We start from the raw sequence: 14,318 nt of genomic DNA on the forward strand, positions 1-14,318 counted from the left end.
TCCCTCCGGGCCCGACAGCCCTCCCGTTGTATCACGCGGAATCCGGCGGCGCACCCCCCTTGCGTCAGGCCGATTCCCTTGCGTTCACAACCGTTTCCGGTGAGTCACCGGGAACGCCGATGACGAACTCGCCGACGCTCACCTCCGAGGGCCAGTCGAGCCCGAACGCGGAGGTCGCCAGTTCACTGTCTCCCATGGCGAGCGCGCACGGGGCGAGCCCCAGCATGGTGGCGACGAGGTAGAGCGTCTGCTGGAGCACGCCGACGTGTTTGAGCGTGGTGGCGTAGGCGATGCTGTCGTAGACCCAGGAGAGCCTGCCGATCCGCGCGGTCATCGTGATGAGGACCGGCGGCCGTGTCGATCCGATGAGCACGGTCGCGCCGGCGAGCAGCTCGTCGACCTCGCTCTCGCGGGCGTTGATCAGCGTCAGCGCGTGGCCTTCCGGGTCGTAGTGGTAGATCCCGCGCGGCAGGTCGGCGCAGCGGTCGACGGTGAGGTAGAGGTCCAGTTCGTACAGGGAACCGGCGCTCGGGTAGGGGCGTGCCGACACGGTGTACCGGACGTCGCCCGCGCCGCTGACCTCCTGTTGCGAGCGGATCCGCGCCGTGCGGAACAGCAGCTCGCCGAGCTGCGCCGCGGTCGGCCCCCGCTCGGCGAACTCACGCACCGAGCGGCGGTGTTCCACGGCGTCGGTCAGGGTCATCTCGTGCGTGTCCCCGCCAAGCGGATCGGGCCGCCACAGCGGGAAGTGCTCGCCCGGGGGCGGCGGCTTGACCACGGGCAGCGGCGGCATCGTGGTGACGTGGTTGAACGCCGCGCCCGCCGGGTTGTCGTGCCGCCCGAGCCTGCTGCGGGAGTGGAACAACAGGTCGTGCGGCGACCACGTGAGCAGCGCGGGGTCGGCGTCCTCCGCGAAGGTCGGCGTGTCCGCGTCCTCGTCGCCGAGCAGCACCATGCCCGCGCCTGCCAGGTAGGCGACGATCTCGACCACGAGCGGCCTCGAGAGGTTGGCACCGCGTGCCACCTCGACGCAGTTGGTCGGCCGGCCGAGCGAGCCGACGACCCACGACGCGAGGGGGCGGTGCAGCACCACGTGGTGGTGTGCGAGGGGGGACTCGACGAGCAGCTCGCCACCCTTCTCGCGGAGGAACGCGAAACGCGAGAGGCGGATCGGCCGCGACTCGGTGACCGACGTCTGGGCAGGCAGCTCGAAGAGCCCGCGCGGCGAGACGGGGACGACGGAGATGAGCGGGCTCGAGGCGCCCCGCAGCGCGAGCGAGTGCACGACGCTGCCCGGCAGCTTCGCGAGCGTGTCGTGCAGGTCCTTGGGGACGAGGTCGACGGCGTTGGCGAGCGCCACGGGCCCGTAGGTCATACGACGTAGGAAGTCCTCGACGCCAGGGGGCGGGGAGGGCACTCCGACGTCGCCCCAGCGGGTCAGGATCGTCAGGTTGCCGTTCCGGTCCGCCTCGATGGCGACGTCGTCGCGGAACGACCAGAGCTGTTGGCGCGACTCCGGTGGTGGCGCGTCTGCATCGGGTTGCACTTGTCGCTCCTCGGCATGTGCGCACGCGTCACGAGCTCGTCGGCCAGACACGCACCTGCGTGCCTTCTTCCTGGTGTTCTTACCATCGGGAAGGGTGCCGCGTCCCGCGGCACCAGCGTGTGACGGGTACGTGACAAGGCGAACTAGAGGGCGCCACGAGCAGGTAGTCCACTGTGGACCGTGCGGTGTGACCGGACGCACATGCCGCCTCCTCGGTCCACTCAGGACTGAGTGACGCCCGGCAGGCGTCATTGCACCGAGGATATGCTGCGCAAACATTGCCCGGGGAACTTCACGGTCACGAGCCGGTAATCATGCCCGGATGACGATTTGTGCCGTCGCGGCGGGAACCAGTCACTGGTGCTTCCCGACTACCTTCACGAGACCGCAGTGATGGGTTGTGAGTGTGGACATGAATTTCTCATGTGGCCGCCACCGATTACCGAAGGAAGCATCATGAAAATTTCCCCACAGGATGGCAAGGCGCTCGGCGTCGTCGTGGAGGGCTTCGACGCGAACACCGCGACGGCGCAGGACATCGCCGAGCTGAAGAAGGCGGTCTACACCAGCAAGATCGCCGTGCTCAAGAACCAGCACCTCGACCCGGAGGAGTTCCTCGGCCTCGGCAAGAAGATGGGTGAGGTGGCCGAGTACTACGAGCCGGTCTACCACCACCCGAAGGTCAAGGAGGTCTTCGTCTCCTCCAACGTCAAGGAGGACGACGGCAAGCAGGTCGGCGTGCCGAAGACCGGCAAGTTCTGGCACTCGGACTACCAGTTCATGCCGCGTCCCTTCGACCTCACGCTCATCTACCCGCAGGTCGTGCCGTCGAGGAACCGCGGCACGTTCTTCATCAACATGGCCGACGCCTACCAGTCGCTGTCCGAGGACCTGAAGCTGGCCGTCAAGGGCACCACGGCGACGCACAGTGTGCTGCGCTACTTCAAGATCCGCCCCGACGACGTCTACCGGCCCATCTCGGAGATCATCGACGAGGTCAACGGCAAGACCCCGCCGGTCGTCAGCCCGACGGCGGTCGAGCACCCGCACACCGGTGAAACCGTTCTATACATAAGCGAGGGTTTCACCATGTCCGTCCAGGACGCTGACGGAACGTCCAGGCCGGACCTCCTGCAGGAGCTGCTCGAGGCCACCGGCCAGCTGGACCGGACCTACGAGCACGAGAACATCCACCTGCAGACGTTCGAGAAGGGCGACATGCTGGTGTGGGACAACCGCAGCCTCATCCACCGGGCGCTGCACACCGCGACCCCCGAGCCCGCGGTGTCCTACCGGGTCACCGTCTACGACGACTAGCCGGTGGATTTCCCGTGTCACCGGGACCGGCGGCGCACAGTGGCGCCGCCGGGCCGGCTCGTCTCTTTCCAAGGGGTGACGCGAGTTGACGCTGACTGTCTCTGCCATACGAGCTGACGTGACGGAACTGCTCCACCTGCTGCCGGACGAGGTGCGCGACTCGGACGACCTGTTCGAGGCGGGGCTCGACTCCATCCGGCTGCTGACCCTGCTGGAACGGTGGCGCGACGCGGGCGCCGAGGTCGGCTTCGTCGATCTGGCGGCGCGGCCGACTCTTTCCGACTGGATCGAGCTCCTGGCGCCGGTGACGGACCTGCCGGGTACCCCGCCGCTGACCAACGCCGCGTGACGGTGCCGTTCGGCGAATGACGGCCGGGCAGCCCCCCTTTCTCCGGGGAGCGGCCCGGCCATCGCCTTTTTCCCCGTTTCGGGAAAGTCGGAAAACCTCGACCGGTTGCCGTGTTCTCGTCCGCCGGAGAGGATTTCGCTCGGCGTGGGGACGAGCCTCACTTGTGCGTGGCTCGACCGCGTTCTCTCCGGACGTCGGCGGAGCTACCTTCGGGGCATGTCCGAGGCGCTGGATGATGAGATCACCAAGTTGGCTCTCGCGGCCGGGCGGGGAGACCGGGCGGCGGCGAACGCCTTCATCAGGGGCACCCAGCGGGACGTCTACCGGTTCCTCGTCTACCTCGCGGGTCGCAACGAGGCGGAGGACCTCACGCAGGAGACCTTCGTGCGCGCGTTCGCGGGCGTGCACCGGTTCACCGCGCGGAGCAACGCGCGGACGTGGCTGCTCTCCATCGCGCGGCGGGTGGTCGTCGACTACTTCCGTGCGGCGAACGCACGCCCCAGGATCGCCTCGGAGCACGACTGGCAGGCGGCTGCCGAGCTGGCACTGTCCCCCAACCTCCCCGGCATCGACGACACCGTCACCCTCGGGCTCGCCGTGCGGGCACTCACCGAGGACCGGCGCGACGCGTTCGTGCTGACCCAGGTGCTCGGCCTCGGCTACGCGGAGGCCGCGGAGGTGTGCGGTTGCCCGGTCGGCACCATCCGGTCACGCGTGGCACGGGCACGACGCGATCTCGTGGAGCTGCTCGGTCTCACGCAGCGGAGCAGCCCCACCCGGTAGCGGGTCAGAGCCAGCCGGCGTCGCGGGCGATCCGGATCGCGTCGACGCGGTTCCTGGCGGCCACCTTGCCGATGATCGTCGTCAGGTAGTTGCGGACCGTCCCGACCGACAGGAACAGGCGGGAGGCGATGTCCACCGCCTGCATGCCGTCCGCGGTCAGCCGCAGCACCTCGATCTCGCGTGCGGTCAGCGGGCACTCCGCGCTGTCCCACGCCGCCATGGCCAGCTGGCTGTCGACGACGCGGCGGCCTGCCGAGACGTTGCGGATCGCGTCGGCGAGCTGGGCGGCCGGTGCGTCCTTCAGCATGAAGCCCGTGACCTTCGCGGACAGCGCCCTGCGCAGGTTGCCCGGCCGCGACAGTCCCGTGAGGATGAGCGTGCGGATCTCGGGCAGCGCCTCGTGGAGCTCGGCCACCGCGGTCAGACCGTCCTTGCCGGGCAGGTCGATGTCGATGACGGCCACGGTCGGCCGAACGGACCTCGCGGTGGGAAGGATGTCGTTGCCGTTGGAGACCTCGGCGACGACCTCGATGTCGGCTTCCAGGTTCAGCAACGCGACCAGTGCGCCGCGCACCATGTGCATGTCCTCGGCAAGCATCACCCTGATCATGCGTGGCGTCCCTCCGGGGTGCCAGCTACCCGCCCGTTGTACCACGCCACCCGGTGTCAGTGAACCCTTCATGATCGCCGGGTTCTCGGTAAGCGCGTTCCGTCCATGAGTGAGTACCCCCTGTCACCTCGAGATGGGCAGTCCGACGACGAACTCGCCGACGCTGACCTCTGCCGGGTAGTCGAGTCCGAAAGCGGCGGTGGCGACCTCGTCGTCCCCCGTCGCGAGCGCGCACGGCGCGAGCCCGAGCACCGTCGCGACGAGATAGAGGGTCTGCTGCAGCACGCCGACGTGCTTGAGCGTAGTGGCATACGCAATGCTGTCGTACACCCAGGACAGCCGACCCATCCGTGCGGTCATCGTGATCAGCGCAGGCGGGCGCCTGGTGGCGCCGATCAGCACCATCGCGTTGTCGAGCAGCTCGTCCGCGTGCTCGGACCGGTCGTTCACCAGCGTCAGCGCGTGGCCGTCGGGGTCGTAGTGGTAGATCCCGCGTGGCAGCCCGGCGCAGCGGTCGACGGTCAGGTACAGGTCCAGCTCGTACAGCGATCCCGCGCTCGGGTAGGGCCGCTCGGACACCGTGTAGGGCACGAGCCCGGCACCGACGGCGTCGGTCAGCGACCGCACCCGGGCCGACCGGTACAGCAGCTCGCCGAGCTGCTCGGCGGAGGGGCCGTCCTCGGCGAACTCGCGCACCGACCTGCGCTGTTCGATGGCCGAGGACAGTGTCATCTCCCGCACGGTCGGCGCGTCGAGGTCGGGGCGGTACAGCGGGAAGCGCGGCCCGGCGGGCGGCGGCTTCACGACGGGCAGCGGCGGCAGGTGGTCCGCGCCGGAGAAGCCCGCCCCGACGGGGGCGTCGTGGCGGCCGAGACGGCTGCGGGAGTGGAACAGCAGGTCGTGCGGGGCCCAGGTGACCAGTGCGGGGTCGCTGTCCTCGCCGAACCTCGGTGCCGGGGCCAGTGCCTCGCCCTCCTCGCCGTGGACCACCATGTCCGCGGCGACCAGGTACGCGATGATCTCCGCGACCAGCGGCTCCGCGACGTTGACCACGCGGGCCACCTCCGAGGTGGTCGTCGTGCGGCCGAGCGCGCTGACGACCCACGAGGCGAGCGGCCGGTGCAGCACCACGCGGTGGTGGGACAGCGGCGACTCGAGCGTCATCTCGCCCGCGCTGTCACGCAGGAAGGCGAAGCGGGACAGGCGCAGGACCTGGGTGCCGTCCAGCTTGGGCAGCTCGAAGCGTGCGTTCTGCGTGACCGGGGTCGCCGAGAGCAACGGCGACGCGGAGTTGCGCAGGCCGAGCGAGCGGACGACACAGCCGGGCAGCTGGCGGAACACGTCGTGCAGGTCGGCCCAGTCGAGGTCGGTGACGTTGGTGAGCGCCACCGGACCGAGCGTCATGCGGTGCAGGCTGTCGTCGATGGCCGCCGTGGGCCTGTCGATGCGTACCTCGCCCCACCGCGTGAGGATGTTGAGCCCGACCTCGGTCGACTCGATCGCCACGTCCTCGCGGAACGACCACAACGGAATGCCCTGGTCGAGGAGATGCGCCCCGGAGTCGATGTGCACTGTCGCTCCTCGTGGCACATGCCGCGCCGCACGGTTCACACGATTGGTGGTTCGGCTCGCTCTCCCGCGGCTCGCCGCCCCGTGGTCGGGGCGGCCGTCGAGAGTCACCCCGGGAGCCTGGGTTCGGTTGTACCAGCACAGGGCAGCCACGTCACGCCGCACGAGCTCGAGGAGAGCTGGCGGCAGGCCGTCCTCGAGTCCGGCCCGAGCGGTGTCGGCGGAGAAACCCGTCAGTCGGTCTGTCATGGCATTACTTTCACTTCCCAGACGGTCACTGGAGTGCGCCTGGTACCAGGGTTGCCTCTCGCTTGAGTGAACGACAGTGCGCGGGTCACCTGCTCGACCTCTGTTACTCATTCCCCGTTTGTGACGCCGTCACTATCGGTTGGGCGGCAGGCGCCAATACCTTTGTCATTGTCCTGAAACCCGTGATCGTCGCATCCTTCCTGGGGGCTTTCCGAGCCGTCCGGCCCGGAAAGCGCGGCGGACTGGCGGATAGCGAGGTCCGAAATGGTCGCCAAGACAGACGTGCTGGCCGCGATGACGCACGAGGAAAAGCTCAGCCTGCTCGCCGCTCTGCTCGAGGCGACCGATATCCCGGACGTCCACGCCGATCCCGATCCCGAGGTGTTCCCCCCGAGGACACCGGTGGAGCACCCGGTGTCCGAGCTGCGGTTCGAGCTGCTCGGCCCCCTGGTCATCAGGCACGGGCACCGTGACGTGGCCCCGAGCGCGCCGAAGCTGCGCCTGATCCTCGCCACGCTCCTGTTCAACGCGAACAAGCCGGTCGGCGCATCGGCGCTGATCAAGGAGCTGTGGGGGGACGACGCGCCGCGCACGGCACACGCCACGCTCCAGACGTACATGTTCAAGCTGCGCAGGCTCTTCAGGGTCGTGCTGGGCCTGTCGGTCGAGCACGTCACCAACGAGGTGCTGCAGACCTGCTCGGGCGGCTACATCCTGCGTGTCGACCCGAGCCAGCTCGACATCACCGAGTTCGAGCAGCTGGTCACCTCGGGCAGCGCCGCCATGCACGCGGGCGACCACGAGCGCGCGGCGGACAGCCTGCGCCGCTCGCTCGCGCTGTGGCGGGGCACGGTCGTGCACCCCGGCCAGTGGGGGACCGGCCTGCGTGCCCAGGTCGCCAGGCTCGAGGAACGCCGTTTCTACGCGCACACCACGAGGATCGACGCGGACCTGTGTCTCGGCCGCCACCGCGAGACGATCAGCGAGCTGGCCTCCCTCGTCGTCGAGCACCCGCTGCACGAGTCGGCGCACGCCATGCTGATGCTCGCGCTGTACCGCTCGGGCCGCACGTCCGCGGCGCTGGAGGTCTACCTGCGCTTCAGGCAGCGGATGCTGCACGAGCTGGGCATCGAGCCGTCGGAGCGCATCCAGGCGCTGCAGATGGCCCTGCTGTCCACGGCACCGGTGCTGGCCAACCACTCGCTCACCTCCGACATGCTGCTCGACCGCCTCGCGAGGTCCGCCAGACCCCGCCACGGTTCCTCGGCGGTTACCGGCGCCTGACTCCCGGCTCCTACCGTGCAGTGAAGGACTCCTTCGTAACGGCCGGCGCTACGAAGGACGCCTTCATGACAGTCGGCGAGGAGGGCCCGTGGGCAGGTTCGGCACCGTGGTCCTCGCCGCGTTCCTCCTCGGCCCGTCGGCCGCGACGCCGACGGGTCTCGCGTTCGACCTGCCGCCGCCCCTCGCGTTCCTCGCCGTCTTCGCCGGGGTGACGTCCTCGTTCGCGGTCGCGCTGTTCGCCATGGAGCGGCTGCGCGCGTTCTGGCGCGCGCGACGGCCCGTACGCGTCCCCGAGGTGACCTCACGACGTGCCGAGCGGCGCGGCCGTACGGCCCGCCGTGCGCACGCGGTGCTCGACCGGTTCGGTCCGGTCGGTCTCGGCCTGGTCGGGCCTGCCGTGTTCGGCACGTGGGTGTCGGCGGCGGTGGGTACCGCGGTCGGCATGGCCAGATGGCGCCTGTTCACGTGGCTCGTCATCGGCGCAGGGCTCTGGACCGGCGTCCTGGTGGTGGCCTCGGACTCCGTGCTCCGCTGGCTCTTCGGCTGAGCGGCCGGTCGGCGTGGTCCAGTAGAACGTCCTACCCCCGTGTAGTCAAGCGGTACTCAAGCCAACGTGAGCGATTCACGAGGCGGTAGTGAGCAATCCTTGAGTAGACGGTGACCTGCTGCCTTGTTTCAAACCCCCCGGATGGCGCAAATTTGTGGGGAGCGAAAAGCTCCCACTCCGCCCCACCGGAGTGGTTGCAAGGAGGCTCCCATGACCACCACCATGTGTGAGGTTCCAGGCAGTGACTTCGACAGCGTCCTCCGGGACGGGGCAAGGTCGAACCCGCCAGGACCCACTACCACCGGCAGTACTCCCATGATGACCGGCACTGTGCTGGCGCGAGTCACGACGGGGACCCACCGACGGGTCGCCCGCGAGACCACCGCCGTCCTCACGGTGACCGAGAGCTGACCGGGATGTCGCCATGTCGGAAGCGGACTTAGACCACGTCACCGCGTTCTCCTGCTACCTGTTCACCAGCGACGGACGGTTGCTGCTGACCATGCGGGGGCACGCCAAGAAAGCCTGGCCCGGTATCTGGGCCAACTCCTGCTACGGGCATCCGGCCCCCGGCGAATCCCTTCCCGAAGCCGTGTCCCGCACACTGCGGGACGAGCTGGGGATCTCGTCTGCGGCCGAGCTGATCCTGCCGACTTCCCGACAAGGGATGCGGGCGGACGGCGAGCTCACCGGCGAGCTGTGCCCAGTCTTCCGGGTGGTCACCGACGAACCACCGTGTCCGGACCCCGTCGAGGTCGGTGACTTCGAATGGGTCGGATGGCCGGAGTTCGTCTACGCCGTGGCGACCGGCGACATCACCGTCTCACCGTGGTGCCGCCCGCAGGTCGCCGAACTGAGTGCGCTCGGGGACGACCCGGCCGAATGGCCCGTCGCCGACGTCGAGTTCCCGACCGCCGCCTGAGTGCTGCGGTCGACCAGAGAAAGTGTTCGAGACGTTCCGAGGGGCTGCTCGGCTGCTCGGAATGTGCCTGACTTTCCCGGCTCCGGGAAATTATTTCACATTTTCGCAGAATCCCCGACCCACAGCGGAGTAAAATCATGAACATCACCCTGCAGGAAACCGTCCAGAATACCCTTCCCGGCAACGACGTCAACGTCCTCTTAACCGGGCTCGGCTTCGGTGCCGACCTGCTCGACATCGAGCTGGCCATCGACGAGTTCGACCAGTGGACCAACCCGCGCAACGCCGCGCTGATCCCGAGCTCCGGCATCTGCACCGGCACGGACTCACTCGAGCGAGTCGCGTGATGAACGCGGGGACCGTGGCAGCGCCGCTCGTCGGCTTCAAGCGACACCTTCGTGCGGAGGTGTCGGCAGGCGAAGGAACCTACCTGTTCGCCGAGAACGGCGTGACGGTGCTCAAGGGTGCCAACGTCGAAGCCCTGGCCGCGCTGCTCGACGGTACCCGCGACATCGCGACCCTTCTGGGCGCCATGCCAGGGGGCATGACGCCACAGCAGGTCGCCGGGCTCATCCGGCGACTGGCCGACGCCGGGCTGGTCGCGCTGCGGCCCCCGGTGGACCACTCGGTCGACGAGCACACGCTCGCCTACTGGGAGGCCATCGGGGTCGACTCGACCACCGCCGTCGCCAACACGTCCGCGCAGACCCTCCGGGTGATGACGGTGGGCGACGTGGACGTACAACCGGCACTGGCGGCTGTGCGGGCCGCCGGTCTGACCGTGGCCGCCGAGCACGATCCCTGCTCGGCGCCCGCGCTCTCGGTCGTCCTGTGCGACGACTACCTCAACCCGGAGCTGGCCGAGATCGACGCCATGCACCGGGCACAGGGACTGCCCTGGCTGCTCGCGAAGCCGGTCGGTGTCAAGGTCTGGCTCGGCCCGGTGTTCCAGCCGGCCGAGCCGGGCTGCTGGCACTGCCTGTCCGTGCGCCTGTGGGGCCACCGCAACGCCGAGGCGGTCGCGCAGAGCACTCTGGGCAGGCGGGGGCCTGCCCAGAGTCCGGTCGCGTCCATCCCGGCGTTGCGTGCGGCGGCGATGGGGATGATCGCGCTCGAGGCAACTAAGTGGCTCTCCGGCCACCGCCATCCCAACCAGGGCCAGATCTGGACCTTCGACAGCGTCGAGCTGCGTGGCGAGCCCCACGAGCTCCGCCCCTTCCCGCAGTGCCCCACCTGCGGCGACCCCGACCTCATGCGGCGCAAGGCACGGCGTCCGGTCGCGTTGGAGTCGCGGCGCAAGGCCTCCTACAGCGGCGGCCACCGCTCGCAGACGCCCGAGCAGGTCCTCGACCGCTACCAGCACCTGGTGAGCCCGGTGACCGGTGTGATCAAGGAGATCAGGCGCGACGAGCACGGCCCGGAGTTCTTCAACTCGTTCCGCTCCGGCCCGAACGTCGCCGCGCGGATGAACAACGTCAGCACGCTGCGCGCCACCATGCGCATCGAGAACGGCGGCAAGGGCGTCACCGCGGTGCACGCGCGGGCGAGCGCGCTCTGCGAGGCGATCGAACGGTACTCCGGCAACTTCTTCGGCGACGAGCTGCGCGTGCGGGGTAGCCTGCGCTCGCTGGGGGACGACGCCGTTCACCCGAACGCGTGCCAGCTCTACGACGCTCGGCAGTACGAGTCCCGGTCGGACTGGAACGCCGCGCACGGTCCTTTCCAGCACGTGTCCGCGCCGTTCGACGAGGACGTCGTCATGGACTGGACACCGGTCTGGTCGCTCTCAGAGCGGCGGCACAAGCTGCTCCCGACCGCCATGCTGTACTTCGGCGCCCCGAACGAGCCCGGCCCGCACTACCTGCACGCCGACTCCAACGGCAACGCGGCGGGCAGCAGCGTCGAGGACGCCGTGCTGCAGGGCCTGCTCGAGCTGATCGAGCGCGAGGCGGTCGCGCTGTGGTGGTACAACCGCACCACCCAGCCCGCCGTCGACCTCGAACGGTTCGACGACCCGTGGCTCGAGGAGCTGCGAGACGTGTACGCGGGCCTTGGCCGTGAGGTCTGGGTGCTCGACCTGACCTCGGACTTCGGCGTGCCGGTGATGGCCGCGGTGTCCCGCCGGGTCGACCGCGAGAACGAGGAGATCCTGTTCGGTTTCGGCGCCCACCTCGACCCGCGGCTCGCGCTGCGCCGTGCGCTGACCGAGCTGAACCAGATGATGCCGCAGCTGATCGCGGCCGAACCGGACGGTCGGTACCGCTGCGAGGACCCGGACATGGTGAACTGGCTGCGTACCGCGACGCTGGCCGAACAGCCCTACCTCGCGCCGGACGCGGACGGTCCCGCGCTCGGTCCCGAGGACTACGACTACACGCCGAGGAGCGACCTCCTCGAGGACCTCGACGGGCTGCGGGCCAAGGTGGAGGAACTCGGCATGGAGCTGCTGGTGCTCGACCAGACGCGACCGGACGTCGAGCTCCCGGTCGTGAAGGTGATCGTGCCCGGCATGCGGCACTTCTGGGCGCGATTCGCGCCCGGTCGGCTGTTCGACGTACCCGTGCGTCTCGCCCGATTGGCCCAACCGACGCCTTACAACCAGGTGAATCCCATCCCGATGTTCCTCTGAAGCATGACTTGATCGCTGACGGAGGCGACATGATCTCTGCATATAATTCAGGCCTTGGAGGACTTGGCGCTCGACCCCGCACTGTGCGCCGAGCGCGGTCGGTGCGGCGATAGCGAGGCGGGCATGACGTCGTCGGCTGTGGAGAACCTGGACCGGACAACGGTTCCCGGTCCCGTCGACGACGCCGAGGACCACGGCGCGTTGATCGCGTTGACCCTGGCCAGGGCCATCGTCGCGACCGTCTTCTGCGGATTCGGCTCCATCGCGCTGCTGTGGGTGCTGGAAGAGCGGATGAGCGTCGGCGAAATACTGCTGGCGGTCACCTGTCTCGGCGCTCTGCTCGCGCTGCAGTATTTCTACTTCGGCCGGCCGAGTGTGAACCTGGCGTCACCACAGGCCTACGGAATGTTCGTGTTGCAGGCCCTGCTGGCGTACCTGCCGGTCATCGTGTTCGGACAGGCGTGGGTCTCCCAGCCGTCGTTCCTCGCGGGCAGCGCCCTGTTGGTGATGCGGTCGTACGTCGCGTGGCCGGTGTTCACCGCGATCACCATCAGCACCGGCGTCGCGCAGTACTACGTGAGCTCCTCGTCACTCGACGTGGTCTACATCCTCGTGAACACCGGGACCGCCGGGTTGTTCGTCTACGGCCTGACGCGGTTGGCCCGGCTGGTCACCGCGCTGCACGAGGCCCGTGACGAGCTGGCGAAGACGGAGGTGGCGCACGAACGCCTGCGGTTCGCCCGTGACCTGCACGACCTGCTCGGCCTGAGCCTGTCGGCCATCGCCCCCAAGGGTGAGCTCGCGTTGCGCCTGGTGCGCAGGAACCCCGGCCGGGCGGAGCGGGAGCTGTCGGAGATCCTGGAGATCTCCCGCCGCGCGCTCGCCGACGTGCGCTCGATCGCGCGCCTGTACCGCGAGATCTCGCTCAACGACGAGACGCAGACCATCCAGCAGATGCTCGCCGCGTCCGATGTGGAGCTGCAGGTCGAGGTGGAGCTGCGGGAGCTGCCGTCGCACATGCGCACGTCACTGTCCGCGCTGCTGCGCGAGGGCGTCGCGTACGTGCTGCGCCACCGCGATGTGGAGCACTGCGAGATCGTCCTGCGCCAGGAGGACGGCTTCGTCACGGTCGAGATCGTCAACGACGAGCCGGGCGAGGTCCCCGACGACGCGAACGACTTCGAGAACCTGCAGACCATGGTGTCCCGCATGGCGGGCAGGCTGTCGGTGGAGGTGGATGCCGGCGGGCGACTACGCCTGCACGTCCGCCTTCCGGTGACGGCCAGGTCGCCGGAAGGCACGCACGCCGCCGCCGACCAGCCGCGCAGGTCCATGCCGGAGGTGGCGACCAAGCTGGCCGGCGGCCTCGTCGTCGCCGTGCTCTGTGGCCTGTTCCTCCAGGCCGTGATGCGGTTGATGTTCGTCGACCAGGACGTGCGCCACGTCGCGATCGGCTCCGCGTACCTGCTGGCGTCCCTGGTGTTGCAGCTGGCGTACTTCAGCAGGCCGGGCGTGCGCCTGCACTCCCCGACGGGATACCTGTTGCTCGGCCTGCAGGCGCTGCTGGTCGGCCTGCCGTGGTTGCAGTTCAACGAGTCGTGGACCGGTCTTCCCGGGTTCCTCGCGGGAAGCGCGCTGCTGGTACTGCGCCCCGCGCTGGGGTGGACGGTCTTCGCGGTCGTGACGGGCGCGGTGGCGTGGACGCAGATCGGTTCCGGCACGCTGCTTCCCAGCGCGCTCGGGCAGATCTTCGTCCAGGTGGACCTCGCGCTGGTGACCTATGGTCTGACGTGGATGGCCCGCACGGTCCGCCAGCTGCGGGCGGCGCGCCAGGAGCTGGCCGAGGTGGCGCTCGCGGAGACCCGGCTGCGCTTCGCGCGGGACCTGCACGACCTGCTCGGCCTGAGCCTTTCGGCGATCACGCTGAAGAGCGAGCTGGCGTACCGGTTGATCCTGCTGGACCCGAAACGCGCCGGTGTCGAGCTGGCGGAGGTCCTGGAGATCTCCAGACACGCGCTGGCGGACGTGCGCTCGGTGGCGAGCGGCTACCACGAGATGTCGCTGGAAGAGGAGTGCCGGACCGCCGAGTCCCTGCTGACCACCGCGGGGCTCGCGGTGCGCATGGACGTCGCGTACGAGGAGCTGCCGCCCGAGGTGAGCACGGTGCTCGCGACGGTGTTGCGTGAGGGAGTGACGAACGTCCTGCGGCACAGCAAGGGCGAGTGCTGCGAGATCAGCATCCGGACACAGGACGACGGCGTGCGCCTCAACGTGGTGAACGACGGCGCCACGCTGCCGTCGGAGCGGGACAAGGACGGTTGGGGCAGCGGCATCCGCAACATGTCCGACCGCGTCGCGGCCCTCGGTGGCCTGCTGACGGCCCTGTACGAGGGCGACAGCCGTTTCGGCCTGTGCGCGCGAATCCCTATCGCCCACTGACGAAGTTCTTTTCCTGAAAATGTTTCGCGGTGCCCCGCTCACCGTTTCACCCTAACCACTCCAGGACTGTCGCC

At 69.0% G+C, this 14,318-nt stretch carries 12 protein-coding genes; 9 read left to right on the plus strand and 3 right to left on the minus strand.

The genetic code is table 11. From position 1 onward, the window contains the following. Positions 1–64: 64 nt before the first annotated feature. Positions 65–1,546 (minus strand): SagB/ThcOx family dehydrogenase, encoded by a 1,482-nt coding sequence (locus CLV71_RS11365; RefSeq protein ID WP_166664048.1) that lies wholly within the window; start codon positions 1,544–1,546, stop codon positions 65–67. 456 nt (positions 1,547–2,002) lie between these two features. Here CLV71_RS11365 and scoE point away from each other — a divergent pair, with 456 nt between their 5' ends. From scoE to CLV71_RS11380, 3 genes are all read left to right on the plus strand, one after another. Continuing rightward, entirely contained in the window at positions 2,003–2,863 is an 861-nt protein-coding gene (gene scoE, locus CLV71_RS11370) for a (3R)-3-[(carboxymethyl)amino]fatty acid oxygenase/decarboxylase (RefSeq protein WP_133902664.1), read from the plus strand. 85 nt (positions 2,864–2,948) lie between these two features. Beyond that, on the plus strand, positions 2,949–3,212 hold the full coding sequence (locus CLV71_RS11375; protein ID WP_133902665.1) for a phosphopantetheine-binding protein: 264 nt from the start codon (positions 2,949–2,951) through the stop codon (positions 3,210–3,212). A 216-nt stretch (positions 3,213–3,428) separates the two neighbouring features. Next, on the plus strand, positions 3,429–3,995 hold the full coding sequence (locus CLV71_RS11380) for a sigma-70 family RNA polymerase sigma factor (protein WP_133902666.1): 567 nt from the start codon (positions 3,429–3,431) through the stop codon (positions 3,993–3,995). 4 nt (positions 3,996–3,999) lie between these two features. On the opposite strand, the gene CLV71_RS11385 is transcribed toward CLV71_RS11380, so the two are convergent. Continuing rightward, positions 4,000–4,605, minus strand: coding sequence for a response regulator transcription factor (locus CLV71_RS11385; protein WP_133902667.1), 606 nt, complete (start codon positions 4,603–4,605; stop codon positions 4,000–4,002). 123 nt (positions 4,606–4,728) lie between these two features. Continuing rightward, positions 4,729–6,177: a SagB/ThcOx family dehydrogenase gene (locus CLV71_RS11390; RefSeq protein ID WP_133902668.1), complete on the minus strand. Its 1,449-nt coding sequence runs from the start codon at positions 6,175–6,177 to the stop codon at positions 4,729–4,731. Between the two features lie 510 nt (positions 6,178–6,687). Here CLV71_RS11390 and CLV71_RS11395 point away from each other — a divergent pair. The 6 genes from CLV71_RS11395 to CLV71_RS11420 all read left to right on the plus strand — a co-directional run bounded on the left by CLV71_RS11395 (position 6,688) and on the right by CLV71_RS11420 (position 14,244). Next, on the plus strand, positions 6,688–7,707 hold the full coding sequence (locus tag CLV71_RS11395; protein ID WP_133902669.1) for an AfsR/SARP family transcriptional regulator: 1,020 nt from the start codon (positions 6,688–6,690) through the stop codon (positions 7,705–7,707). A gap of 88 nt (positions 7,708–7,795) precedes the next feature. After that, a complete protein-coding gene (locus CLV71_RS11400) occupies positions 7,796–8,254 on the plus strand; it encodes a small multi-drug export protein (RefSeq protein ID WP_133902670.1) in 459 nt (152 codons plus the stop codon). Between the two features lie 424 nt (positions 8,255–8,678). Then, positions 8,679–9,176 (plus strand): isopentenyl-diphosphate Delta-isomerase, encoded by a 498-nt coding sequence (gene idi / locus CLV71_RS11405; protein ID WP_133902671.1) that lies wholly within the window; start codon positions 8,679–8,681, stop codon positions 9,174–9,176. Between the two features lie 137 nt (positions 9,177–9,313). Next, positions 9,314–9,523, plus strand: coding sequence for a hypothetical protein (locus tag CLV71_RS11410; protein WP_133902672.1), 210 nt, complete (start codon positions 9,314–9,316; stop codon positions 9,521–9,523). After that, positions 9,523–11,805, plus strand: a complete 2,283-nt coding sequence (locus tag CLV71_RS11415) for a TOMM precursor leader peptide-binding protein (RefSeq protein ID WP_133902673.1) — start codon at positions 9,523–9,525, stop codon at positions 11,803–11,805. Before CLV71_RS11410 ends, CLV71_RS11415 begins: the two co-directional genes overlap by 1 nt. A 54-nt stretch (positions 11,806–11,859) precedes the next feature. Continuing rightward, on the plus strand, positions 11,860–14,244 hold the full coding sequence (locus CLV71_RS11420; RefSeq protein ID WP_133902674.1) for a sensor histidine kinase: 2,385 nt from the start codon (positions 11,860–11,862) through the stop codon (positions 14,242–14,244). Positions 14,245–14,318 lie beyond the last annotated feature (74 nt).

This window comes from Actinophytocola oryzae, from assembly GCF_004364325.1.
Taxonomy (GTDB): domain Bacteria; phylum Actinomycetota; class Actinomycetes; order Mycobacteriales; family Pseudonocardiaceae; genus Actinophytocola; species Actinophytocola oryzae.